At 48.7% G+C, this 24819-nt stretch carries 15 protein-coding genes; 9 read left to right on the top strand and 6 right to left on the bottom strand.

The window, feature by feature from the left end; all coding sequences use genetic code 11:
- Positions 1 to 65: 65 nt before the first annotated feature.
- On the bottom strand, positions 66 to 2738 hold the full coding sequence (locus tag G499_RS0105535) for a YfhO family protein (RefSeq protein ID WP_051295936.1): 2673 nt from the start codon (positions 2736 to 2738) through the stop codon (positions 66 to 68).
- A gap of 360 nt (positions 2739 to 3098) precedes the next feature.
- Between G499_RS0105535 and G499_RS20930 the strand changes: the two genes are divergently transcribed.
- The 5 genes from G499_RS20930 (at position 3099) to G499_RS0105510 (ending at position 7937) form a co-directional block, all read left to right on the top strand.
- Positions 3099 to 3752 carry a 4'-phosphopantetheinyl transferase family protein gene (locus tag G499_RS20930; protein WP_051295935.1) on the top strand — a complete coding sequence of 218 codons (654 nt, stop codon included), beginning with the start codon at positions 3099 to 3101 and terminating at the stop codon, positions 3750 to 3752.
- 103 nt (positions 3753 to 3855) lie between these two features.
- Positions 3856 to 4413, top strand: coding sequence for a thioredoxin domain-containing protein (locus G499_RS0105525; protein WP_026999121.1), 558 nt, complete (start codon positions 3856 to 3858; stop codon positions 4411 to 4413).
- A gap of 209 nt (positions 4414 to 4622) precedes the next feature.
- Positions 4623 to 6086, top strand: a complete 1464-nt coding sequence (locus tag G499_RS0105520; protein WP_026999120.1) for a trypsin-like peptidase domain-containing protein — start codon at positions 4623 to 4625, stop codon at positions 6084 to 6086.
- A gap of 64 nt (positions 6087 to 6150) precedes the next feature.
- On the top strand, positions 6151 to 7212 hold the full coding sequence (cobT, locus tag G499_RS0105515) for a nicotinate-nucleotide--dimethylbenzimidazole phosphoribosyltransferase (RefSeq protein ID WP_035726585.1): 1062 nt from the start codon (positions 6151 to 6153) through the stop codon (positions 7210 to 7212).
- 17 nt (positions 7213 to 7229) lie between these two features.
- A complete protein-coding gene (locus tag G499_RS0105510) occupies positions 7230 to 7937 on the top strand; it encodes an SAM-dependent methyltransferase (RefSeq protein WP_026999118.1) in 708 nt (235 codons plus the stop codon).
- Positions 7938 to 8102: 165 nt separating this feature from the next.
- Here G499_RS0105510 and G499_RS0105505 read toward each other — a convergent pair whose 3' ends face one another.
- On the bottom strand, positions 8103 to 10490 hold the full coding sequence (locus G499_RS0105505; protein WP_026999117.1) for a TonB-dependent receptor: 2388 nt from the start codon (positions 10488 to 10490) through the stop codon (positions 8103 to 8105).
- Between the two features lie 404 nt (positions 10491 to 10894).
- Here G499_RS0105505 and G499_RS0105495 point away from each other — a divergent pair, with 404 nt between their 5' ends.
- Positions 10895 to 13345, top strand: coding sequence for a SpoIIE family protein phosphatase (locus tag G499_RS0105495; protein WP_026999116.1), 2451 nt, complete (start codon positions 10895 to 10897; stop codon positions 13343 to 13345).
- Positions 13346 to 13467: 122 nt separating this feature from the next.
- The gene (rpsT, locus tag G499_RS0105490) at positions 13468 to 13722 is read left to right on the top strand and encodes a 30S ribosomal protein S20 (RefSeq protein WP_026999115.1); all 255 of its coding nucleotides are present in this window, start codon (positions 13468 to 13470) and stop codon (positions 13720 to 13722) included.
- A 100-nt stretch (positions 13723 to 13822) separates the two neighbouring features.
- Here the strand turns inward: rpsT and G499_RS0105485 are convergent, their stop codons facing one another.
- Entirely contained in the window at positions 13823 to 14659 is an 837-nt protein-coding gene (locus G499_RS0105485) for an SDR family oxidoreductase (RefSeq protein ID WP_026999114.1), read from the bottom strand.
- Between the two features lie 245 nt (positions 14660 to 14904).
- On the opposite strand from G499_RS0105485, the gene phbB reads away from it, so the two are divergent.
- A complete protein-coding gene (phbB, locus tag G499_RS0105480; protein WP_026999113.1) occupies positions 14905 to 15651 on the top strand; it encodes an acetoacetyl-CoA reductase in 747 nt (248 codons plus the stop codon).
- Positions 15652 to 15795: 144 nt separating this feature from the next.
- On the opposite strand, the gene yidC is transcribed toward phbB, so the two are convergent.
- The 3 genes from yidC to G499_RS0105465 all read right to left on the bottom strand — a co-directional run bounded on the left by yidC (position 15796) and on the right by G499_RS0105465 (position 22571).
- Positions 15796 to 17652 carry a membrane protein insertase YidC gene (gene yidC, locus G499_RS0105475; protein WP_026999112.1) on the bottom strand — a complete coding sequence of 619 codons (1857 nt, stop codon included), beginning with the start codon at positions 17650 to 17652 and terminating at the stop codon, positions 15796 to 15798.
- Positions 17653 to 17845: 193 nt separating this feature from the next.
- Positions 17846 to 20575: a T9SS type B sorting domain-containing protein gene (locus tag G499_RS0105470; RefSeq protein WP_051295934.1), complete on the bottom strand. Its 2730-nt coding sequence runs from the start codon at positions 20573 to 20575 to the stop codon at positions 17846 to 17848.
- 310 nt (positions 20576 to 20885) lie between these two features.
- Positions 20886 to 22571, bottom strand: a complete 1686-nt coding sequence (locus tag G499_RS0105465; RefSeq protein ID WP_026999110.1) for an ATP-binding protein — start codon at positions 22569 to 22571, stop codon at positions 20886 to 20888.
- Positions 22572 to 22810: 239 nt separating this feature from the next.
- On the opposite strand from G499_RS0105465, the gene G499_RS0105460 reads away from it, so the two are divergent.
- A complete protein-coding gene (locus G499_RS0105460) occupies positions 22811 to 24724 on the top strand; it encodes a M1 family metallopeptidase (RefSeq protein WP_026999109.1) in 1914 nt (637 codons plus the stop codon).
- The last annotated feature ends 95 nt before the right edge of the window (positions 24725 to 24819 follow it).

Here is a 24819-nt window from a genome sequence, read left to right as displayed (position 1 = left end):
TTTGCTCCAAAGTAATGGAAGCGCGCTGCTTTTTTGTACCAAGACCTACTTGATTGTAAAGTATTTTATTCGTCAGTTTCCTTGCGCAATTGTACCCAAGTTACCAGCCCCAGCCCCAGGAAGAGCAGTATAGAACACACGAGGTCTATTTGTGAGCCGATGTAATAAGACTTAGGCTCGAAACGGAAGCTGACCTTATGCTTCCCAGCCGGGACAGGCAAGGCCCTCAGTACATAGTTTGCACGTAGATGAGGAACGGGCTTGTCATTGAGATAGGCCTGCCAGCCCGGTTCGTAATAAATCTCCGAAAACACCGCTAATTGAGGGCTGGCTGCTTGGGTTTCATATACCAACTCATCAGGCTGGTATGATTTGAGGTCGATACGCGCCTGTGCGTCTGATTTGAGCTCGGCAGGCAAAAGCGTTTTGAAGCGCTCATCTACTACTGCCTCACGGCGGGTGTCCAGTTGATAGAGCAAAGCAATCTCTTCGTCTGGATTTCGGGCAATGTTATATTTTTCCACAAACCACGCATTGCCTAAGGCCATCGGGTTTTTGACTACTGTGGTTTGCCCACTTTGCGCTCCGACAAGCAAGTATTTGGTATTGAGCATATTGAGCACTCGCAACTGAAGGCTGTCTTGGGCTTGTGTTTGGAGTGTCCCTCGTGTTTGCAGGAGTGTAAAGGCTGTACGCAACTCATTTTGCAAATGACGCTCTATCAAATCCTGATAGCGGCGCAGCTTGGCACCGTGATACCCTCCAACAGACCTGTGATTGAGCGAAGTGGTTGCATCTTGGAAAGGGTCAGTGGTCAGATTGAGTACGCGATAATGCAAGTCTTTGTCTTGTTGAATCTGCTCATCGGCAGGTGTTTTACGCTCCAATACTTGGCGTACCTCGCTGCGTGTACGGAAGCTATCAGCATTGAGATACCGACGGTCTATGCCCCATAAGTCTATCAACACAATAGCAAGCAACAACACGGCACTCCAGGTATAGTTGAGCTGTTGGCGCAGCCAAAGCCAGCATACCCCTGCCGCTGCCAACACGAAAATAAGTGAACGCAACGCATCACTACTCATCAAGTCGGCGCGGTCGCTACGCAGGGCGCGCATCAACTCTTGGGCAAACTCCGGCCCTGCGCTTTGGGTCAGACTGGCTAAAAACCGCTCATCCCCCAGCCCTATATAGCTCAACATCCCTTTGGCCACAAAGGCCACCAAGAGCAAAAACCCACCGAAAACAGCGCCCACAATCACTACTTGCTGGGCTACGGCCAATTGCCGGGGTGTAAGTGCTGGCTTGGCAGGACTGACGCGTACCTTGGTCGCTTTGTTGGTTGGCTCAGTAGTGGCTGGTTGCGCTATCAAAATCACTTGTTCTATGCCCAACATCATCATCCAAGCCAAGAAGATAGGCAGCAAGGATAAAATCATAGTTACGGCCCTGAATTTATTGAACAAAGGCAGGTAGTCGAAGAGCAGGTAGTTGAACGCAGCAAAGTTTTTGCCAAGCGCAATCAAGGTATAGAGCAATACCACACTGAGCACCCACCAACGCAGGCGGTCTTTGCTGATAAGGAAGCCCAATACAAACAAAAACATCAGCCCAGCGCCCATATAGGCCGGCCCCGAAGTAAAAGGCATATCGCCCCAATACAGCGGTAGGCGCTCTACAAAATCAGCAGCTGTACCTTCGGGTACACCACGCGATGTAAGGGTTTTGTACATATTGGACTTGGTGCTGAGGTTTCCACCAGAAGCTCCGCCATAAAAATTAGGCACTATAAACGTAAGTGTTTCGGCCACGCCGTGGCTCCACTGAAAAGCGTACTCTTTGGAAAGCCCATTGGCACTTTCACCGCTATTGGCATTGAGGGGTGTCAGTTCGGTTTTGCCCCGAATCGTTTGAGCGGTATACTCATAGGCTCCCCAAAGCCTAGAGGCTTGCGAGCCTATGGCCAGGCCTCCGGCCAACAACAACAAGGCCGAGGCCTTGGCAAACTGTTGTAAGCGCTGCCCCCGCTGCTCATCCATCAAAGCCCAAGCTAACTCAAACAAGACATACAGCCCTACGGCAAGTACGGCATAATAAGTTATCTGTATATGGTTGGTATATAGCTCTATAGAGGCAAATAACGCGGCAAGTGCTGCCCCTACAAGAGCGTTTTTACGATATGCGAGGATGATAGCCCCAATCATCGGGGGCGCAAAGCCTATGGCTAAGGCTTTGGAAATATGGCCGGCCTCGATACTAATGATATTGTAGGTACTGAAAGCAAAGGCAAAGGCTCCCAACAAAGCTACCCACCAACGATACCCTAGTATTGCCCCCATCAGGTAAAAACCCAAGAGATATACAAACACAACATTGGCTGGCTCCGGCAATAAATAGCTCAAAAATCGTCCGACCTTGATGGTCAAGCTCTTGGGATAGTCCATCATAATCTGATAGGCTGGCATTCCGCTAAACATTCCGTTGGTCCAAAGAGCTATTTTGCCCGTTGCTTCTCGGTATGTTTTGAGTTCTTGAGCAGCGCCGGTAGCCTGAACCACATCCGACTGTAGCATCACCTTGCCTTCGAGCAACGGATAGTTATACACCAAGCTCAACAAAGCCAAGGCAGCTATGACAAGCAAATGAACCCCCAACAAGCGGGTATTGGCCTCCCCTATGCGCTTGGCCAAGGGAGCCAAGAACGAAGGAAGTTTATGGGTAGTGGTTTGGGTAGACATAAATTTGGCAATAGTCAAAAAAAGGGATAGCGGAACAAAAGTAAGGAATTGTCCTAAAAAGCCCTTCGACCCTCGGTTTTTTTTAGATTTGCATTGGGGGAAAGCGATGTAGGCATATTGGCCGATATACCAAGTATCCCTACACGGTGTTCGGGCAAATATCTGACTTGGACACGCCACTGGACATTTTTCAAATCCCAAAGCTAAAACTATGGGCTTAGTCTCATTTTACTCCAAAATGAGGCCTCAGCTTGTCTCGAAGCTGAAGCTCCGAGCTGCTTTTCCAAAAATATCCGGCGGCATATAACTTGGATATGTATTTTCAATGTGTTTCACTCTTTTATAGCTTCCAAACAGCCTATGCCTCTGATTACAATCGATACACCCGCCCCTGATAGATGGCTCGCCGTTTGGCAATTGGCCAATACCGACTCTTGGGCAGACCTCTTGGCCGGCTTGACGCTCAGCCCCGACGACCAACAACAGTGGGAGCAGTTGCGTCATCCTACCCGACAACAGACCTTCTTGGCCGCTAGGCACGCCTGTCAGGCGATTTGTGAGATGTTGGGTATCAGCTATGGTGGCATTGTGAAAAGCCCCACACAACAACCCTCGCTCTTGGGGCAGCCCCACCTGCAAATCTCCTTGAGCCATCACGATGGGTTGGCGGTTTGTGCGCTGAGCTTCGTCGGAGCCATCGGGGTTGATTTGGAACGACCACGCCCGCAGCTACAACGCATCCAACACAAGTTTGTCTCCCCACAAGAACAAGCATATGCAGCGCAAAACCTCGATACCCTCACCCTATGCTGGACGGCCAAGGAAGCACTCTACAAATGTTATGGCAAAAAAGCGTTGGCTTTTGCCACCCAACTACATATTCCTTATTTCGTGCTCGATGCACACACACAGCAAGGCACACACCATATCCTGTTGCTCCAAAAAGAAGAAACACAGCTCTACCAATGGCAATATTTCCGGTTGGTCGATAGTTGGGTATCACTGGTCTACTGATTCACAGGGGTTTGTCGAAAACTTATAGCAGCTCATTCCCGTTACATAAGCAATAATTTTAGGGCGATGCCTTACCACAAGTGTATGTTAATGAAGAAATGCTATGCGAAAACAATACTTATTACTTTGGCTTTGGAGTAGTTTGCTTTGGAGCTTCGGGCTTGAAGCCCAAACCACAGTCAACACCAAAATAGAGGCCTTTAGCGCTCCAGAGCTACGCAAAGGCGGTCAGCGCTGGGCTTTGAACCAATACAATGACAAGGCTTGTGTGGTCTTGATTTTTAGCAACCCCGAATGCGCCTATGACAAGCTCTACCAAGACTGGTTTGTAGATGTCAGCCGCCAATACAGCCAAGTAGGTTGGGTATTTATCAGTACCCAACAATTTGCTCCAGACATTTACCCGCCCAACGTCCCACTGTTATACGACGAAGATGGGCGCTTATGTCAAGCACTCAAAATAGAGAAGACACCAGAGTGTGTACTCATACAATATCAGCGCGGGGTTTGGATGGTCAAATACCAAGGCAGCCTAGATGAACGGCTTAACCGTGCTCGTAAAGAAAATACCCCTTTCTTAGAGCAAGCAATCGCCGATGTATTGGCCGGAAGGCTCATCCAGACCCCTTTCCGCAGACCCATTGGGTGTGTGGTTCGCTAAAAATCAACAAAATTTATACCTTTGCCTTAAAAGCTCCGTGTGTATTTTTCAACAACCAGTCTTGTGTTAGACAATGGCGCTCCATTCCGGCGTGTTTGGAGCATTGTGTTTATGATTCAAAAAAACCTCTTCTTAGATTAGACAAGAGTGCTATTTTGTCCTTGACACAACACCCTTTTAGATACATATTTAGCAAAAACCATAAAAAAATGAACACATTTTTCAACAAACAACTATTCTACCTCTCAGGTATAGGCTTTGGCTCCGGTATTTTGGGAGCCACTCTAGTGTTGAGCTTTTGGTATTTTGGCTCCTCAACACCCCCTAGCAATATAGACGAGCTAGACGCTGTTTATGAGTCCAATGTCAGAGCTGCCAAAAACCCTGAGGCACTCAGTGTTCTCAGCGATGATTTTGTAAAAGCCTCCGAAATTAGTACCCGAAGCGTAGTATATATCAAGACTGTTTCGGATGAGCAATACAACTCTTATGATTTATTCGAGTTTTTCTTTGGCGGTGGAGGTGGCCGTCGGAGTGTGCTCGGCTCTGGTTCGGGGGTGATTTTTACTGCCGATGGCTATATCGTAACCAACTACCACGTGATTGAGAACGCACAGCGTATAGAGGTCATTCACGAGAAAAAATCATACAGCGGCAAGGTAGTCGGCACAGACCCCTCTTCTGATTTGGCCATCCTGAAAGTAGAAGGTAAAAACTTGCCCAACATCCGCTTGGCCAGCTCGCGAGCGCTGAAAGTAGGCGAATGGGTATTGGCCGTAGGCAATCCCTTTAACCTCACCTCTACCGTAACGGCGGGAATCGTCAGTGCTAAGGGGCGCAACATCCAGCTCTTGGGCGGTTCCTTCCCCCTAGAGTCGTTTATCCAAACCGATGCGGCTATCAACCCCGGCAATAGCGGCGGGGCACTGGTCAATCTCCAAGGTGAGCTTGTGGGCATCAATACAGCCATCCTTTCCCGTACAGGTGCTTATAACGGGTATGGCTTTGCTGTGCCGTCTGATATTGTGGCCAAGGTTTTCAATGACCTCATCAAGTATGGCAGTGTCCAGAAGGCTTTTGCCGGAGTGAGTGTCGATGATATTGACAATGAAAAAGTAGAACGTTTCAAGCTCAAGCTCGATAACTACCAAGGAGCCTTGGTGACGAGTGTTCAAAGCAAAGGAGCCGCAGAACGTGCAGGGCTGCAAGCCGGAGACATTATCTTGCAAATCAATGATGATCCGGTGTTGGGCAAAAGCACTTTTGAAGAACACTTGAGCTATTACCGCCCCGGCGATAAAGTAAAGGTACTCTACAAACGCGGCACCAACAACCAAGAAATAACCCTGTTGCTCGAAAACCGCGACGGCACTACCGACATCCTCAAGCAAGAAATATTTACTGCCGAATCGTTGGGCGCAGACCTCGAACCAGTTTCTAAAATAGAACGCGACAAGCTGGGGCTCAACTCAGGGGTGCGCATCGTAAAAATACGAGGGGGGCTTTTTGCCCGCCTACGCCTGCAAGAGGGCTTTATCATCACGGCCATCAATAACCGCCCTGTCAGCCAACCCCAAGAGGTAGAGCAAATCCTCAGCCGCATCGGTGGCAAGGTAACCCTAGAGGGGATGACCAAGGACGGTACTCGCGGCTACTATTCGTTTTCTTTCTAATGTTTCTACACTCTTGCCGGGATACAATACCCGGCAAGGTTTCACCACAGCCCTACATCCACGAATGATTCCCTCGCTAACAATCCTCCCGCCTGACGAAGCAATTTTGCCTAAAGTATGGCATCTGATTAACCATAAAACCAAACCTCTAGGGGCTCTGGGGGCTCTTGAGTCTCTAGCCGCCCAAATAGCTTGGGTACAGCAAAGCCTACAGCCCAAGCTCCAACACCCTACGCTTTGGGTTTTTGCTGCCGACCATGGCGCTGCTGATGCTGGCCTAAGTGCCTACCCTTCGGTTGTAACGGCGCAGATGGTCTATAATTTTGTACAAAATGGCGCGGCAATCAATGTTCTTTGCCGCCAACACGGCATCAAACTCCAAGTTGTAGACGCAGGAGTGGCTGCTGATTTTCCGACAGCCTTGCCGATTGTACATCAAAAAATTGCCAAAGGCACTGCCAACTACCTCGAAGCTCCGGCTATGAGCGCCCAGCAATGGCAGCAAGCCCTCGAAAAAGGCGCAGCTACTGTAACCCCTGCCTTGGCCGAAGGCACTAATTGTGTGGCCTTTGGCGAAATGGGTATCGGTAATACAGCGGCAGCAGCTCTATGGATGCATTTGCTTACGGGCTTCCCCCTAGTTGACTGTGTGGGTAGGGGTACCGGCCTCGACGACCAAGGGCTGGCACGCAAAACCCAACTCCTCGCACAAGCCCTCCAAACACACGGCTATCAGGGCGACATCATTGCCCCTGATGCGCTGCCAGAAGCATTGCGTACTTTTGGTGGGTTTGAAATGGTACAAATGTTAGGGGCAATGATACAGGCTGCCGCCAAGGGTGCTCTGCTCCTCATCGACGGCTTCATCGCGACGGCGGTCTGTACGGCTGCCATACAGATGTATCCAGCGCTACGGCACTACTGTGTGTTTGCCCACCAATCTGATGAACAAGGGCACCGCCTGCTATTGGCACACCTTGAGGCCAAGCCTCTGTTACAGCTTGGGATGCGCTTGGGTGAAGGCTCCGGTGCCGCCGCCGCTTTCCCTCTGTTACAATCAGCCATATTGCTTTTGAATGAAATGGCCTCTTTTGAGCAAGCAGGCGTAAGTAGCGCCAACTCTTAACACAACTCCAAAAATATATGGCCGAAGGCATTCTCTACCTCATCCCCACTGTATTGGCTCCTGATACGCAGGATGCCGTATTGCCGCCGCTGGTGCGGGAGGTAGTTCAACATACCCAATATTACTGGGTCGAAAACCTGCGTACTGCGCGGCGCTTTATAAGTAGCCTGCGTACCGGCGTGGTGATTGATACCCTGCATTTTGAAATCTTAGACAAGCGCAGCAAGGCCGACACCTTAGCAGAGCAGCTGGCCACTGTGCCGCCCGATGCTTCGATAGGCATTATGTCAGAAGCAGGCTGTCCGGGCATTGCCGACCCCGGGGCGCTGGCTGTCCGTTGGGCGCACGAGCAAGGTCGCAAGGTCGTACCCCTCACAGGCCCCTCATCGATTGTGCTGGCCTTGATGGCCTCTGGGTTTCAGGGGCAGCGTTTTGCGTTTGAGGGCTACCTACCCATTGATGCGGCTGAGCGTGGCAAACGCCTACGGCAACTCGAACAACGCGCCACACGCGAAGGGCAAACACAAATTTTTATGGAAACACCCTACCGCAACCAAGCAATGCTTCAAACATTGCTACACGTTGGGCACCCCCAAACATTGCTTTGCATTGCTTGTAACTTGACCGCCCCCGACGGCTGGGTACGAACCAAAACACTCGAAGCCTGGAAGGCTGAGCTACCCAATTTACACAAACTACCCTGTATTTTTGTGATGGGAGAATGATTGGCGGCTATTTCACAATGATTTAGTGATTCGGTAAGCTTGGCATCATTCGCGTACTTTCCTGTACTGGTGTGTCCGTCGGTGTGTGAGGATGTGATGGATTTTTTTCCAGCACCAGTATCGTCACTAGTGCTGGTATTTAGGTTATTCATCCAAATAACAGGGCTAAAAACCCCATTTCAGCCCTACAAACAAGGTGCGGGGTCGTGCCGGGCCATATACATAATCCGCATCGCGGTCAATTCCTACATCAAAGTCTCGCTGGTAGCTGTTGAAAATATTTTGCACCCCCAAGGATAGAGATAGGGTTTGAATTTTTTGTAGTGTCCAATCATAATTTAGCTTTAGCCCTAGTTCCATAAAGTCAGGACTGCGCTTGATGACTGTCCGCCCATCAGCAGTACCGATAACGTGTGGCACGTCCATCCTGCCTGTATACACCCCTGAGAGCGCCAAGCTCAATGCGCTAGTAGTCTGCCAATTGAGGACGCTGTAGCCATACAGATTGGGCGTTCGCAAGAGCTGGGTAGTTTCGAGCACATCGCCGGCGTTTAGCTCAGTAATTGTTTCGGGAGCCCAAATTTCCTCTGCTTCTAAGTAGTAGGCCTGTTGTAGGGTTGCGCCCAATTGTAGCTGCCAGCGGCTGCCGTGCGCCCATTGCAGCTCCGTATTGACTCCCTGTACTACTGCGCCGCTGCCATTGCGTTTGGTGAATACACTGACACCACTTGGCAACACCTGTAGGTCGGCAGTGATAAAAGGATTACGCAAACGAGTATGAAACAACTCTGCCAACACACTCCACTGGGTCTGTCGGCGGCGTTTGGCATACGAAACACTGGCTGTCCAGCTTTCGGAGCGCTCCGTTTGTAGGTCGGGGGCTAGGCGTGTAAATACTGCATCGCCACCGATGATAGAAATATGCAGGTCTTCATCAAAAGCCTGTGGCGCACGGTAACCTTGGGCGTAGGCAGTCCGCAAACGCAGGGCTTGGGTGGGTTTGTAGACAAGTGCAACTCGTGGCACAAGCACCTGCTGTATTTGGGTATCCATCAGTTGTTCGTCTTGGAAATTGTATTTCCCCTGAATATGAACCCAATCATATCGCCCGCCGGCCAATAAGCTGAGCTTGTCCACAGGTGTCCACTCTAGTTGGGCATAGTTCCCCCAAGTACTGACCCGCTGCGCAATACTGCGGCGATAGCCGGGCATTTGGTCATCTACTTCGTTGTATTGCCATTCGCTGCCCAGTGTCAGTACCCAGCGTGGCGACCAAGCCTGCGTAAACTGTACTCCATTGACCAAGGCGAGGTCTGTTGTTTGCCCATAGGCGTTCAGCGCCAGCAAGTCCTCTTCTGTCAAAGGCTCGCCCTCTTCGATAATGCGTCCGCCTGTACCATAATAGCTATTACGTTGGGTATGTTGGAGGCTGGAGTACAGCGCTATTTTTTGTCGCCCATCTGCCGAAAAGCGCTCATAATTCAGGTTGATTCCGTTGATGCGGTGCTGTAGTTGTTCTGCTATATCTGCCTGATGTGGAGGACGGTCAAAGGCATTTCCTCCCCGCCTTAGTTCGCTCAAGTGGTACATCCCCAAGCGTAGTAAGTTGCGCTCATTAGGTTTGAAAAAAGCATCTGCACCAAGGCTGGTGTTGTTGAGTGCAGTGATTTCCGAAAACCCATCTGCATTGGCATCAAAGGGCTGGCGGTGGCGCGTAAAGCCATAGATACTCACTCCGGCACGCTTGTCGGGGGTTACCCAAGTACCGTTGACGTTTAGGGCGTGGTCGGGAGTAGTGCCATCGATGAGGTTGAGGGTAGTCCCTATTTGAAGGCTGTTTTCGACGGGCATCTTGGTAATGATGTTGACCGTGCCGGCGATGGCATTGCCCCCATACAACACAGAGCCGCTACCCCGTGTAACCTCCACACGGTCAATCATATTGGCTGGAAGCAAATCTAAACCATAGACCCCTACCAAGGCACTGAATACGGGACGGCTGTTGATGAGGATTTGGGTATAGGGGCCGCCAAGGCCGTTCATCCGTACTTGAGAAAAGCCGCAGTTTTGGCAATTGTTTTCTACCCTCAGCCCTGGCGAAAAGCTCAATCCTTCAAAGAGACTTAACGACTGCGTGGCTTCAAAAATCCGGCTGTCAATCCGGTTAACCACTACTGGCGCTTCTTGAAGGTCGGTTTCATACCTTGTGGCGGTTATCGTTACGGCATCCAACCCCAGCCAGTCAGCCGCCAATACAATCGGTGCTATGGTGGTGGGGTTATCTGCGCTTACCTGTAAGCTCAGCGTTTGTGGGCTGTAGCCCGCCATACGGATGCGCAATGAGTGTTGACCGAGAGGCACTTGCGTGAGGGAAAACTTTCCCTGAGCATCTGTAACAGCCCCCCCTTGCCCGGGCAACAACTGTACTACCACTCCAACCAACGGCTGCTGGTCTTCTCCCAATATTTGCCCACTGATACTGCCTGTTTGTTGAGCCTGAATGGCTACAGTAGATGACCATAATAGGAGGAGGTATAGGTATATTCGTTTCATAAAAATTATATATGCGAATTGGTTTAACTTATTTTTTGGCAAATCTAAAAAATAAAATCAAACAAGCCAAATTTTAATAATGCAACAACGTTGCAAATTAATCATTAAGCCAACAAATCTTTGATTTTGAGGTGATTATTTTTGTGTGCTTGCCAATAGCTTAGTCAAGATGTAGGATACACATACTAAAAACGCGTAAAATCCTGCCATATCCCAATCTACCATTTTTGGCAATCTCTGTATTTTAGCACTCACACAGATTGTATACTGGCTGAAAAGCATCGTTTTTTTGGATTTTTTGACGAAAAACAAGATTAATCAAATAAATTCATTATGTTTGATAACACATCTGCGCTATTTTTGCAGCACAACTACTGACTATCTTTTTAGTATATAGAGCGCCTATGCATCGAAACCTTACATTATCTTTTTTTGCCTCTGCCTTTGGGGTATTTATGCTACTTTGTGTCTTTGCTGTTGATGCTTTTGGGCAACAAACCGAAGGGACTTGGCGCAGCGTATCCGAAAAAAAACAAGGAACTCTCATAGTCATCTACAACGAAGATGACCCTTTCGTGTATCGTCAGGGCAATGATTTGGCCGGAATTGAATATGAGTTGTTACAAGCCTTTGTCGCTTTTGTGCGAGAAAAGTACCAAACCAACCTAACGCTTCAGTGGGAGCTTATCGAAGACTTTCAGGCATTCTATGAGACCGTAAAAACGGCCTCCACCAATACCATCGGGACAGGTGCGGTTACAATCACCGAAGCACGCCGCAAAGAAGTTAAATTCACAGCCCCCTACCTGCCAGATATAGAAGTAATTATCAGCAATGCAGCTGTACCACTTATCAGCGACGAAGAGGCGTTTCTGCGCCGTTTGCCCGAGCTACAAGCCGTTACACTCGAAGGTTCTACTTTCGAAAAACATCTCCAACAGATGCAACAGGGCTTTGCTCCTGATTTGACCTACAAGCTTGTAGCAAATTCGGAGGAGATGTTGCGGCTCATTGGCACAAAACCTAATTATTGGGGCTATCTACAACTGCCTACTTATTTGTTGCAACTAAAAAAAGGCGCTAATATCCGCCGTCATCCGGTATTCAGTCGTCGTAACGAGGGCTTGGCGTTCTTTATGCCCCTAAACAGCGATTGGGACGAGCCACTCAACGCGTTTCTCAACAGCCGTGATTTTGGCCTCGCTATCCGGCGCATTATCTCCAACTATATCGGCGAAGACTCCAACGAACTACTCAGCAATATTGCCAACGACAGTAGCGGCAGCAAGGAGGTAGAAATGCTCAAAATGGAAGGGCAAATGAGCCGCTTCATTCTACAACAAAAAGATATAGAGCTAAACCGCCAAAGTCTCTATATCAGCATCTATACAGTGGCGATTGCCTTCACACTGATTATTGTAGGGGTGCTGTTCTTTATGTTCAGGTTGCGTAATCAGGCCAATCGTACCCTGAAAGACAAGAACAAAGAGATTGCTCAACAGGCCGAAACACTCAAAGAAACCAACAACAACCTCACCCTGCTAGGTAGTATTGGGCGAAGCATCACCACCAACCTCTCCTTGGAACGCATCGCTGAATCGGTCTATGTCAATTTGCGGGATTTGATGGATGTAGATGAAGTCGCTATTGGAGTGTATGATGCCGAAAACAAGGTCCTCAACTACGAACTGTATTTTTATGAGGGGACAAAAGTACCCGGGTTTAAAGTAAAGGTAACTGATAGCCAACGGTTTTCTAATTATTGTGTTCTCAATAAAGCTGAGATTTTTTTGACGGATATCCAAGCGCAGTATTCACGGTTTTTTACAGACCTCGATGCCTACAAACCCGGCGATTTGCTCAATGCCATCATTTGCCTCCCACTCATAGATGGGGAGCAGGTCATTGGACTGATTAGCGTACAGAGCAAACAAACAGGTGCCTATACAGATTATCACCTCAACCTCTTGCGCAATATTGCCATTTATACCACTATCGCACTCAAAAACGCACAGGCCTACAAACAAATTAACCAACAAAAGGCCGAAATAGAGACACAAAAGCTAGAAATAGAACGCAACAACGAACACATCACCGCCAGTATCCGGGCTGCCCAAGTAATCCAACAAGGATTGCTCCCGTTTGAGAGCCGTATGCGGGAGACCTTCCGCGACTATTTCGCCATTTATTTGCCCAAGGATATTGTATCGGGTGATTTTTATTGGGTGAGCCAAATCGGCACACAGCGGTTTGTGGCTGTAATTGACTGTACCGGCCACGGTGTGCCCGGCGCTTTTATGAGTATGATTGCTTACGCACTGCTCAACGAAATTGTCAATACCAACGAAATATTTGACCCGGCAACCGTACTCGAAGAACTAGACCGCCAAGTACAGATGGCACTTTCGCAAGGAGTAGGCCAAACAGGCCACCGCGAAGGGATGGATATCAGTTTCTGTACGCTTAGCCCTGCTGTTGACAACCCTACACACATACACATCCGGTTTGCCGGAGCCAAACAGCCACTGTATTATACCCAAGGAGGCCATCTACACCGGATAGATGGTATACGCCGCTCGATTGGCAGTATCCGTACGGCCGACGAATACCCCTTCGAAAACAACGAGCTTGTCTTGGCTCCTGACGATATGCTGTTTTTGGCTACCGATGGTTATATGGATGCTCCTGACGACAAGCGGCATAGCCTTGGCAAAAGCCAGTTTGAGCTGCTGCTCAAAGTCATCACCCCTATTCCCACAGACGAGCAACGACACTGCCTCTTGCATTTCTTAGAGCAGCACAGCCGTGGACAAGAACAACGCGATGATATCACAGTGCTAGGTATTCGCCTCTAAACCAAATATTTTCAGCGAAATTATCTGCAAAACCTTTGACTTTCACATATCATCACTTATCTTTGCGGTCTTAAAAAGCAACAAGTACCCAATTTTCATACACAGAAGATATTCATTGAGCAATGGCAAATCATAAGTCCGCACTAAAGAGAATTCGTGCCAACGAAAAAAAGCGTTTGCGTAACCGCTTTCAAGTGAAAACCACACGCACTTTTATCAAGAAGTTGCGTAACAGCAAAGACAAAAACGAAGCCCAAGACCTTTTGAAGAAGGTGTCTGCTATGCTTGACCGCTTGGCTCGTAAGAATGTCATCCACAAAAACAAAGCTGCCAACAACAAGTCTAAATTGACTCGCTTGGTAAACAACATTGCCTAAGCCTTAGCAGTACAGCCTGCCTTATATGAGGTATAGTGCCTAAAGTATAAAAGCCACTCTTTTTAGGAAGTGGCTTATTTTTGTTTTTGGCAATAGTGGCTTAGGCTTTGACCTCGGTCTTCTGAGTGGCTTTACGTCCTTTGAAGTTGGTCATTGTTTTGTATACCCCCATTCCTTTGCCGACTATTAAGTCAAACAGGCCGGCACTGAGTAGCCCCTTGACCAAGGGCAAGAGGTAGATAATGCCCGGCATGCGCACAAAGCGTTTGTTGCGCTCAATACCTCGCAAAATCTTGGCTACGGCAAGCTCTGGCGAGATAATTGGAATGATAGGCGAGCGTACCCCGTCAAACATTCCGGTATTGATATAATAAGGGGTAACAGTGCTTACTGTTATGCCGGGATGTTTCTGTTTTAGCTCTAGCCAAAGGGAATCCGACCAGCCAATCACAGCCCATTTGCTGGCGCAATAGACGGCCATTTTGGGGTTAGATACTAACCCTGCCGCCGAGGCAATGTTGATGATGTGCCCCGATCCTTGTGCAATCATCGTAGGCAAAAACGCCAAGCTAATATGCATCAGAGCAGCCGTATTGATGCTCATCGTAAAATCGATATCATGATGGCTATGCTCCACAAACTCTTTTCCGACAACAACACCGGCGTTGTTGATGAGCAAATCTACCGTGCCTACTTCTTTTTCGACGGCGGCGGCAGCTTGTTGGATGGCTTCTACATCTGATACGTCTACGTTGTAAGTATATACTTCCCACTGGCGTGCTCGAAATGCCTCCGCTACCTCTTGCATCATCGCATCGTTGATATCCCAGATGACGAGCTTGGCTGCGCCGCGCTCTAGCATACGTTCACCCATCAAACGCCCAATCCCGGAAGCTCCGCCGGTAATCAAAACGGTTTTGTCCTTAATTTTTGTCATACTTTTCGCAATAAGGTTGGTACAGCTCTTCTTGGGCTGTAAAAATGCTCGGCATACCGAATATTTCAGAGCTAAAACAATATTCAGCCCCTACAAAGTTCCGACTTGGCGCTATTGTTCAATATATATAGCTAATAAGCAGGAATCTGACATTTATCATTGCAAATAAAAAAATTCCAAGATAAATTAGCATCAACACAAATCAATCTACACCGTCAGTGTAATCCACCTAAATCTCAACAATCATGGACAACAACAACCGCCGTATTGCCTTAGTAACCGGATCTACCGGAGGGCTGGGCACTGCCATTTGCCAAAAACTACACGATGAGGGCTTCCGTGTGGCGGCTAATTTTAACAATCCGGACAAGGCCAAAAAATGGTATGAAGCCCAACAGGCTGCCGGATATACTTTTGATATGTTTCAGGGCAATGTTTCAGACTATGAGAGCGTGGGCATGATGGTCAAGGAAATAGAAGAAAAAATAGGCTCTGTGGACGTATTGGTCAATAATGCGGGCATTACCCGCGACCGCCCTTTCCATAAGATGAGTAAAGAAGACTGGGATGCCGTCATTGCGACCAACCTCACGAGCGTGTTCAACTGCTGCCGCCACCTTATCGACGGGATGCGCACCCGTAACTACGGGCGTATTATCAACATCTCGTCTGTCAATGGGCAGCGAGGGCAGTTTGGGCAAGCCAATTACTCAGCAGCGAAGGCCGGGATGCACGGTTTTACCAAAACCTTGGCCGTAGAAACGGCTCGCAAAGGCATTACAGTCAATACTATTTCGCCCGGATATGTGGCGACTGATATGGTGATGGCTGTGGCCGAAGAAGTACGTAACCAAATTATTGAGGGCATTCCTGTGGGGCGTTTGGGAGGCACAGAGGAGATTGCCCACCTAGTATCTTTTCTAGCTTCTGAGAAGGCCGGCTTTATCACTGGTGCCAATTATGCTATCAATGGTGGTCAACATATGTACTAAGCCCGCTCACAGCTTGGCTACCTTGGCAATATCCGTGTATGAAGTAACACATGCATAAAACAAACCACTAGGCACATCAAAAGCCACCCCAACACAACGCCGGGGTGGCTTTTGTTTTAGGTAGTAATTTGAAAAACACTTGGCTTATTTGCCTTTCTTATTGCCCTTCATATTCTCTTGGGCTTTCATGGCAGCTTCGAGTCGCTCCTGGAAGCCCGACTTCTTCTTGTTTTTGTTCTTCTTGCGGTTCTCTTCTAATATCAGCTTGATTTTTTCATCGTCTACAAATCGGCGAATGATAAACTGCTGTCCGATAGAAAACAAGTTAGACACCAAATAGTAGAAGCTCAAACCCGCAGGGAAGGAGTTGAGGATGAACAAGAACATCACTGGCATGACATACTGTACTGACTTCATAGGTCCATCGACAGAAGGACTGTTTTCGGCATTGAAGAGCGTTACGAGTAGGGTCGATACCGTCATCAGGATGGTAAACAAGCTGACGTGATTGCCATAGAAAGGAATAGCAAAGGGCAGTGTAAGTATAGAGTCATATACCGACAAGTCCGATGCCCATAAGAAGCCCTGTTGGCGCAGCTCAATGGCATTAGGAAAGAAAGTAAACATCGCAAAGAGCACCGGAATCTGTAGGAGTACGGGTACACATCCGCTGAGAGGGTTGATGCCTACCTGTTGGTAGAGTTTCATCTGCTCTTGCTGCATTGCCTGCATATCGTCACCTACGCGCTCCTTGAGGGCATCCAGTTCGGGCTTGATTACGCGCATCTTGGCCATAGAGATGTAAGAACGGTACGAAAGCGGCAGGAGCACCAAACGAATCAGAAAGACCAGTACGATGATGATAAGGCCGTAATTGCCAATAACACCTTCTAGGAAAGCAAAAAGCGGCACAATGACAAACCGGCTGATGATATTGATAATCGGCCAGCCAAGGTTAACATTCTTATAAAACCCATCACTCACATCACGGAGGACATAATAGCGGTTGGGGCCGAAAAAGAAGGCATAGCGCCCACCATCTTTGCTCAATGTTTCCCAAGGAAGCTGGATAGATGCGCTTACTGTTTTGAGAATTTCGGTGTTATCTGCATCTCCTACTTGGTTGAGTTTGGCTTGCTGTAGCTCCTTGCGGTAGTCTATCAATGCAGAGGAGAAAAACTTTTGTTTGAAAGCAATCCAGTGTAGGGCTTGCTCAGGCTTCGCTTCCTTGGCATCCATAGCGCTTTCGCTAAGATAATCAAAGCTGCCTGTAGCAGTATAATAGTTTACTGTCGTTTGATTACGTGTTTGGGTAATGTCTGGCTCGGTATTGCGCAGTTGTGCCGCCCATTGTAGTTCGGCAGGTTGTGGCTTGAGCACGTTGTCTAATCCTTTGAAGCGCAGGTGATAGTCTACTGTATAGGCATCAGGCTTGAGCGTATACACTTGCTCTATAGCTTGGCCATTGCCTAGGGGAAGGCTGAACACGACAGTGGCGCTATCTTTGGTAACGACGACCTCGGCGGCGGCGCTGGTCTCAAAGTATAGGCTGTACAAGTCGATGCTTTTACCTGTTTTGGTTTGGACCAAAAGCGCCATTTGGTTATTGCGCGGGTCAAGCAACTGTATGTGCTTTTTGTTTTGGTCGAGGTGGTCTAGCAAGGTTACCTGTGCTATCTTTCCTCCTTTGGAAGAGAGTACCAAGGAGAGGTGCTCGTTGCGCAACAGGATTTGCTTCTCCTTGCCTTCAGCAAAGCGTGCAAAAGCCCCTAAAGCTGATTCAGCCTGTGCTTGTTTGGCAGAGTCTGTGGTCAGCACAAGCGCAGTTGTATCTTTCTGAGAAGTATCTACAGGTTGTTGTGGTTCCTGAGTGGTGGTTTGTTGGGAAGTTTGCTTGTTGTTTGTGTTTTGAGCTGCTTCTGGTGGTGGTACGAAGAATTGGAAGTATACCGTCAACAGCACAAATATCAAAGCCAACCCAATGGCTTGGTTCTTATCCATTGATGTTAATCAGAATAGTGAAAAGATAGCATCGCTATTAAAGCGTTCGCAAAATTCCGAAAAACTAAGCTGTTTCACAAGTTTTCATCCACTTTGTTTAGGAATGGACGATGTACGATAGACGATTTCAGATTGACGATGGACAATCTAAAATCATCCATCGTAAATCCCCGATTGTCAATCTAATAAATAATTATCGAATCAGCTCTATCCATCCTTTTAATTCCTGTACGGCTTGTTCGGGTCGTAAGGTGATGAAACGTACGACGGCAGAATAAAAGTAAGCCCCTGGTGCTACTGGAGTTCCATTATTGGTTTTGCCATCCCAATTGATTTCGATGTCATTGGTCGTAAATACTACCGAGCCCCAGCGGTTGTAGATGGTTGTCCGCACACTTTCTACAAACCGATAGCCAGGGAATGGCCTGAAGCGTTCGTTGGTTTGGTCATCGTTGGGGGTTACGACATTGGGCAGCTCATACTGGAAGCAATTGTCTTGGCACACCCGGTTGCTCCGTCGACTTTCGTTGCCCGAAAGGTCGGTGGCCGTAACCTCATAGCAACCCGCAAGGGAGCTGATATTGTCGTGGATGAAATTGAGATCCCGTGTACGCACCAACTCTACAAACTCACCCGGCTCTGTTGGGCTGTAGTAGAGGGTGTAGAAATCGATGTCATCGGCACACTGACGGCCACCAACCGTGCCTGTAACGACTTTTTGCCAGCTTAAGCGGTTGCGCAAAGGGGTACGTTCGTTGAAACCTTCACACAAGATAGAGTCTAATGCCAAGATTGGCGGACAAGGCGCGGTAGTATCTACAGCGATGGCGCAAAACTCCTGAGAGAAATTCAGGATAGGATCAACCGGAATAACAGGATTAGAAAAAGTGCCAATTGTTTCTACCCTATAGCAATATTGCTGGCCATTGATGAGTCGCTCATCGCCAAAAGTACCAAAGTCGGCATAAACCTGTTCGTTTCCGGCGCGAGCCTCTACCTCGTCTATCTGCACAAAATTGCCTCCAATGCGCCTGAAAATCCGGTGTCGTGTTCCTACATTAGACCAAGGTACCTCATAGCGCCAAACTAGGCGCAGGCTACTGGGCGCAGGAGCCACTTCTAGCCTCACTGAGGAGGCTGGGTCAGAGGCCTCTTCTACCGTTCCGGCATTACTAAAGAAACGCACCTGATAGTTGTAGGCCAGCGCTTGGGTATTGAGTCCGGTATCTTCAAAATTAAAGTTTGCTTGCGCGCCCGTAGGGTCATTGATTGTTTGGATTAGGGCATAATCCGTTCCTGTCAACCCTTCGGCACGATACAGTTCATAGCGGTATGGGGGGGTAAATGTGCCCTCCGGCGGGCGAATCCATTGGATATTGATACGCCCATCGTTTGTGCCAGTTTGTATTACCGAGGCCTGTGTAATCACGGGAGCTTCGATAGCCACGGCCATACAGGCTTCGTTAGAAGCATAGCTTTCGCCGCCTGCGGGTGCGGGGAAAGTAGCAGACACGCGATAGCTGTAGCGCACCCCCCGTTTGAGGGTAGTCAGGTCTGTAAAGGTAGTCGCATTGGCCGATACACGTCCAATTTCGACATAGCCTCTTTCGGGAGGTACCCCAATCTCACAATCAGCCGGTATCCAATCGGAGCAGCCCTCTCGCCGCCAGATAATCAGCTCAGAAGCATTGGTACAGGAATAACTGTCCCAATTGAGGATCATATTTCTGCCGCTAGGTGTTGCGGTCAGGTTGGTAGGTGCCGGCCCCACTACGGTAATACGCCAAGGCTTGATGTCAGCCAAGCGGCGTGATTGGGGTGGTGGTGGCTCGTCTTCGGCCTTAAAGACAATTTGGTATGGCTCTTGGCGAATGTGTACACAGTTGGTTTGCCATACGAAAGTAGCCGATGCGGGTGAATTTTGGGGTTGAGTAGCCCCTGGTGTAAACGTAGCCCTTGTAGGCTGGATGAGGGAGCCATATACTCCCCCTTCAGAAGTCAGTCGGATGCGGTTGCCGTCAGGGTCTACCGCCCTGATAATCTCCTCAATGCGTGTGCCGGCAGGCACACATATATCGTTGGGCACGATAACCTCCGGCCTGCGGTTGCGGCAGTCGGTTACGGTGATTTGCATATCACGTACTACAAAGCCTACACGCACGCCGCCGCGCCATTCTTCTATCACAAAGGCGATGTTGTATTCGCCCGGCACATTGGGTGCGTCCCAAGTGATGGTTCCGGTGATGGGATTGATAGAAAACGAAGGCGCACCACCGGCCTCCGAAGAGCCTCTTGGCGTTACGTCTGCGGGGTCTAAATATCCCACGACAGTCTCTGTGCCACTGCGCTTGGGGATAGTCAGCCGGTAAGAGAGGCTGTCCCCATCAGGGTCAAAAGCAGCAGGGTTGTGCGTATAACGTTGTCCGATGCAGGCCAAATCGATGGGCTGCGCTAGTAAGATAGGGGAATTGTTGATACCCAGAAAAGGGTCTATCACCACCTGTGATTCTACCGAAAACGGTGTATTTACGGATTGGGACATATTCAAGACCCCCGCGTTGCGGTTTTCTTCTACAAAGAATACCCGATAAACCCCTGGGCCGGCATAGGTGTGGCAAACTTGATACACATTGACTGTGGTCAGGTTTCCCAGCCTTACTTGGCTGATGCGGGAGGCTGTGCCGGTAGTCCCGTCGCCAAAATTGAGCACCAGCTCAAAGCTTTCTACCGGCGAAGTATCGTCGGTATAGAGGGTAACTGTAAAGCAATAGGAAAGCGCCGTACCCGAGGTACGCCTAGAGGTGATTTCGCCGGCGCGGATGTGGGTAGCATAGAGGCTCTGAGCCAAGCCTGCCCAACATATCAATAATAGCCAAAATAAGCGTAGGATAGGCGCTTGCCGCCTTGTGTTCACAAGAGACATAGAGGTATCTGTTTTGAAAAAGAGGCCAACAAGGAACTAATCACCTCATAGCCAAGAGTTGGATGATAAGGGAATCGTACAAATATAAGACATTTCGACAAAAAGCCTATAAAACCATCTACTCAGCCCTATTATCCCCCATCAAAATTAGTTAGAGAGATTGGGACTTGTCCGTCATAAAAGTCATTCCCCGGGCTTAATGTCTCGTTAAATTCGTTTTTATGCCCATACTGGGCGAAAAACGCATAAAAGAGATTTAGCCCACGATGGCACGCATTCTATACCCAATCAGAATTGGGATAAACCAGCACTAAAACCCAACCGGCGTACTACCTTGGCCTTGCAAAAACTCTTGGCGGCAAAGCTCACTAAGGATTTCGTAGGTGGGTGGGGCATCGTTGAGGAGGTTTTCGAGTAGGTAGCGGCGGGCGATATTCTGAATCTGCCCGCCAGTCAGCTGAAACTGCTGGGCAAGCTGCTGGGCAAGCGTTTGGTCGATTTCGGGCATTTTATCGAGCCATATTTTAGCACGAACCCCCTCATCAGGCTTTTGAAAGGGTATTTTGTACAAAAACCGGCGCTCAAAAGCTGCGTCCAGATTCAGGCTGAGGTTAGAAGTCGCAATCAGGATTCCTTCAAAATCTTCTAACTCTTGCAACAAGATATTCTGCATGGCATTGTTCATTTGGTCGGCGCTAGAGCTGACTTCATACCGTTTGCTGATGAGCGCATCAGACTCATTGAAGAGCAAGATAGGGCATTTGGGATAATGTTCTTTGGCCTGTTGGTAGGTTTTGAATACTTGTTTGATACGCTTTTCCGATTCGCCTAGGTATTTATCACGAATAGAAGAAATATCGACCATCAAGACGTGCCGGCCGGTTTCGTGCCCTAAGTTATACACCCATTGGGTTTTGCCTGTACCCGGCGCACCGTGTAGCAGCATCGTAATGCTAGGGCGCATCCGCATTTGGCTGAGCTTGGCCGTAGCGCGTTGAAAGTTCTCTTCTTCTAATAGCTTGGCGACTAAGTCTATCGACTTTTGCTCTTGGCTGTTGAAATAAAGCGGCAGCAAGGTAGTTTTATCGGGCGCAATGACCACACAGTGTTTGGGTACAAAGCTTTTGCGGGCAGCCATATTGCCAAGATCTTCATTGAAGAAATACTCAATAGCACGGTCAGTGAGCGATATCTCTCTTCCCCCATAAAAACTATCGTCCACAAAGCAGACCCAGCCGTCTTCTATGAGGTGATACCCTCCTGAATACAGATTTTTTTTGACCCGTATCTTGCTGCCCATCGAATCATAGACATAGTAAATATAACGCTCTAAATCGGCCTCGTTAGACTCATTGGCAAAAGCATAAAAAAGGTAGAGCAATAGCAAATTGTCTTCGTAAGGCAGGCTGAGTGCCAGCAGTTTTTTGAATGCGGGGAAGCGCTCCTGTTCTGCTTCGACCAAGGCCATCACCTCCTCAATCAAGTCTTTGGTCAATTGACTGTTGCGCTCACGCTCACAAATCAGCTCATTGATGCGTTCAATGACCTCATACACATCTACGAATACTTCGTGGGCTGTTACGGGCTTGTTGAACGATACGGCATTGAACACATAGCTCGACACCTGGTAGCGCGTCGTAACGACCTTGGTATCATAGCCAGAGCTTTTGACCAGCAGGCGCTTCTGTACCATCCGCTCCAATACAGGCACAAACTGCACCGTCATAAAGGGGCTACAGCCGAGGTAGTCAGTCAGGCTTTCGAGGTCGGTTTCGCGGCTGCTGATACTGAGGGCAAATAAAATGGAAAACAGCCACACCTCGTCCTCCTGCTCACAGTGCAAAAAGTTGCCTACGACCTCTAAGTGAGGCTGAAGCGGCTTGAGCAGCTTTTTCTTGTTGCTTTCTGTCAGTCCTACGCCTTTGAGCGTTTGGGCTATTTGTTCTATATGAGGGAGAATAGAGGCTTGAAGGGACGTAGTACTTGGGTTTTCCATGCAGGGATTTCGAAAATCTTCAGGGGTGAATAATAGGCCTGTATTTGTCGGGCTTGTATGTGAAGCAATACCAAAGGCAGGTCAATGTATTTGGCTATCAGGACACAAAATTACAAAATCGCAATGGTTAGCACAGCGTTTGGCAAAAGTATTAAGACGTAAATTTTCTTTTTTCTACAAAAAACGCTAATTAGCACAATTAATTCAAACATCTCAATTCGATAAACTCCAAACACATTATGAGCAAAATTTGGCTACACTGGCTTCTAGCCTTTGTTCTGCTTTGCCCGAATATCTTCGCGCAAAACAACCAAGCGCTATTTGACCCAGTTTCTCAAATACAACGCAGCCCTTACCGTACAGCTTCGGGCTACCCTGGCGAGGCTTATTGGCAAAACCGTGTGGATTACAACATCCAGATTGCCTTGGATGAGGCCGCCAATACCCTCAAAGGGAACGTAACCATCACTTATACTAATAACAGCCCCCACGAGTTGCCTTACCTATGGCTACAACTGGATCAAAACCGCTTTAAAGCAGACTCTCGCGGCGAGCTTACACTGTCTACCGATGGTGGGCGCTTTGAAGGTGGCGAAACTGGAGGCGGCTACAACATCAGCTCTGTAAAGGTAGACAACCAACCTGCCGAAAACATCATTGATGATACCCGTATGCAGATTCGCCTAGCCAAGCCGCTCAAGCCTGGCGCAAAGACCACCATCAGCATCGATTACGGATTCTACATCCCCAACTATGGCGCTGACCGTATGGGTCGTCAGGATACCAAGAACGGTATCATCTACGAAATTGCCCAATGGTATCCCCGCATGGCTGTATACGATGATGTGCGTGGCTGGAACAATGAGCCTTACCTAGGAGCAGGCGAGTTTTATTGCGATTATGGCGATTTTGACTACAGAATCACCGTTCCCTACGACCATATCGTAGTAGGCTCGGGCGCTTTGCAAAACCCACAAGAAGTCCTCACTGCCGACCAAATCAAGCGCCTAGAGCAAGCCGCTAACAGCGACAAAACCGTGATGATTATCGATGCCAAAGAAGTAGGCAACGCTTCCAAAACCCGTCCTACCAAGAGCGGAACGCTCACTTGGCATTTCAAGATGGAAAACAGCCGCGATGTCGCCTTTGCTACTTCTAAGGCATTTATCTGGGATGCTGCCCGTATCAACCTGCCTAGCGGCAAGCCTTGTATGGCACACTCGGTATACCCAATAGAAAGCGAGGGCAACAAAGCCTGGGGGCGCTCTACTGAGTACACCAAAGCGTCTATCGAACACTACTCGCAGATGTGGTTTGAATACCCCTACCCTGCTGCCGTAAACGTAGCTGGTCGTGCTGCCGGAATGGAATACCCCGGCGTATCATTCTGTAGCTACAAGTCAAAAGGTGAAGGCCTTTGGGGTGTTACCGACCACGAGTTTGGCCACAACTGGTTCCCGATGATTGTAGGGACTAACGAGCGCCTATACCCTTGGCTTGACGAAGGGTTCAATACTTTCATCAACATCCACAGCACCCGCGCCTTCAACAAAGGTGAGTATGGTGCCGGATTTCCCCCAATGCGCCAACTAGGCGGCATAGCCGGGTATCTCAAAGAGCCTATCAGCACTTATCCCGACATCGTGTCAGAGCAATCCCTCGGCCTAACGGCCTACTACAAGCCTGCGCTTGGCTTGGTGTTGTTGCGCGAAGTCATCCTTGGCCCTGAGCGTTTTGATTATGCCTTCCGTGAGTATATCCGTCAGTGGGCATTCAAACACCCCACCCCCGAAGACTTCTTCCGTGCTATGGAAAGCGGCTCTGGTGAATCACTCTCTTGGTTCTGGAAAACTTGGTTCTATGGCCTTGGCGGTATCGACCAAGCCGTAGAAGGCTTTGAGTATAAAGAAGCCAATGATCCTGCTCAAGGGGCTTTTATCACCATTAGCAACAAGGGCGAAGTACCTATGCCTGCTGTAGTGGAAGTAATTGAAGAAGGCGGCAACAAAACCCGCATCAACCTCCCTGTAGAGATTTGGCAACGTGGCAACACTTGGAAGTTTTTTGTAAAAACCACCAAAAAAATCCAAAGTGTAGAGCTTGACCCCGACCAGCAACTGCCAGACTACAACCCTGCCAACAACAAAAAATAAGCAGATTTGGCTTCCCCAACAGCCCCACCCTAGTGGGGCTTTTTTGTTCTCCCCAATGCCTCCTGAAGCCTATACCGTTTATCGAAAAAAGCTGG

The sequence above is a fragment of the Eisenibacter elegans DSM 3317 genome (assembly GCF_000430505.1).
In the GTDB taxonomy this organism is placed as follows: domain Bacteria; phylum Bacteroidota; class Bacteroidia; order Cytophagales; family Microscillaceae; genus Eisenibacter; species Eisenibacter elegans.
Note: the sequence above shows the minus strand (reverse complement) of the source record. Positions and strands in the feature narration are given on the sequence as shown.

Excerpts from the sequence above, each read along its gene's own strand:
- G499_RS0105520 (WP_026999120.1), top strand. The coding sequence starts at position 4,623 with ATGAACACATTTTTCAACAAACAACTATTCTACCTCTCAGGTATAGGC.
- phbB (WP_026999113.1), top strand. The coding sequence starts at position 14,905 with ATGGACAACAACAACCGCCGTATTGCCTTAGTAACCGGATCTACCGGA.
- G499_RS0105510 (WP_026999118.1), top strand. The coding sequence starts at position 7,230 with ATGGCCGAAGGCATTCTCTACCTCATCCCCACTGTATTGGCTCCTGAT.
- cobT (WP_035726585.1), top strand. The coding sequence starts at position 6,151 with ATGATTCCCTCGCTAACAATCCTCCCGCCTGACGAAGCAATTTTGCCT.
- G499_RS0105495 (WP_026999116.1), top strand. The coding sequence starts at position 10,895 with ATGCATCGAAACCTTACATTATCTTTTTTTGCCTCTGCCTTTGGGGTA.
- G499_RS0105535 (WP_051295936.1), bottom strand. The coding sequence starts at position 2,738 with ATGTCTACCCAAACCACTACCCATAAACTTCCTTCGTTCTTGGCTCCC.
- G499_RS0105465 (WP_026999110.1), bottom strand. The coding sequence starts at position 22,571 with ATGGAAAACCCAAGTACTACGTCCCTTCAAGCCTCTATTCTCCCTCAT.
- G499_RS0105470 (WP_051295934.1), bottom strand. The coding sequence starts at position 20,575 with ATGTCTCTTGTGAACACAAGGCGGCAAGCGCCTATCCTACGCTTATTT.
- G499_RS0105460 (WP_026999109.1), top strand. The coding sequence starts at position 22,811 with ATGAGCAAAATTTGGCTACACTGGCTTCTAGCCTTTGTTCTGCTTTGC.
- G499_RS0105505 (WP_026999117.1), bottom strand. The coding sequence starts at position 10,490 with ATGAAACGAATATACCTATACCTCCTCCTATTATGGTCATCTACTGTA.
- G499_RS20930 (WP_051295935.1), top strand. The coding sequence starts at position 3,099 with ATGCCTCTGATTACAATCGATACACCCGCCCCTGATAGATGGCTCGCC.
- yidC (WP_026999112.1), bottom strand. The coding sequence starts at position 17,652 with ATGGATAAGAACCAAGCCATTGGGTTGGCTTTGATATTTGTGCTGTTG.
- G499_RS0105525 (WP_026999121.1), top strand. The coding sequence starts at position 3,856 with ATGCGAAAACAATACTTATTACTTTGGCTTTGGAGTAGTTTGCTTTGG.
- G499_RS0105485 (WP_026999114.1), bottom strand. The coding sequence starts at position 14,659 with ATGACAAAAATTAAGGACAAAACCGTTTTGATTACCGGCGGAGCTTCC.
- rpsT (WP_026999115.1), top strand. The coding sequence starts at position 13,468 with ATGGCAAATCATAAGTCCGCACTAAAGAGAATTCGTGCCAACGAAAAA.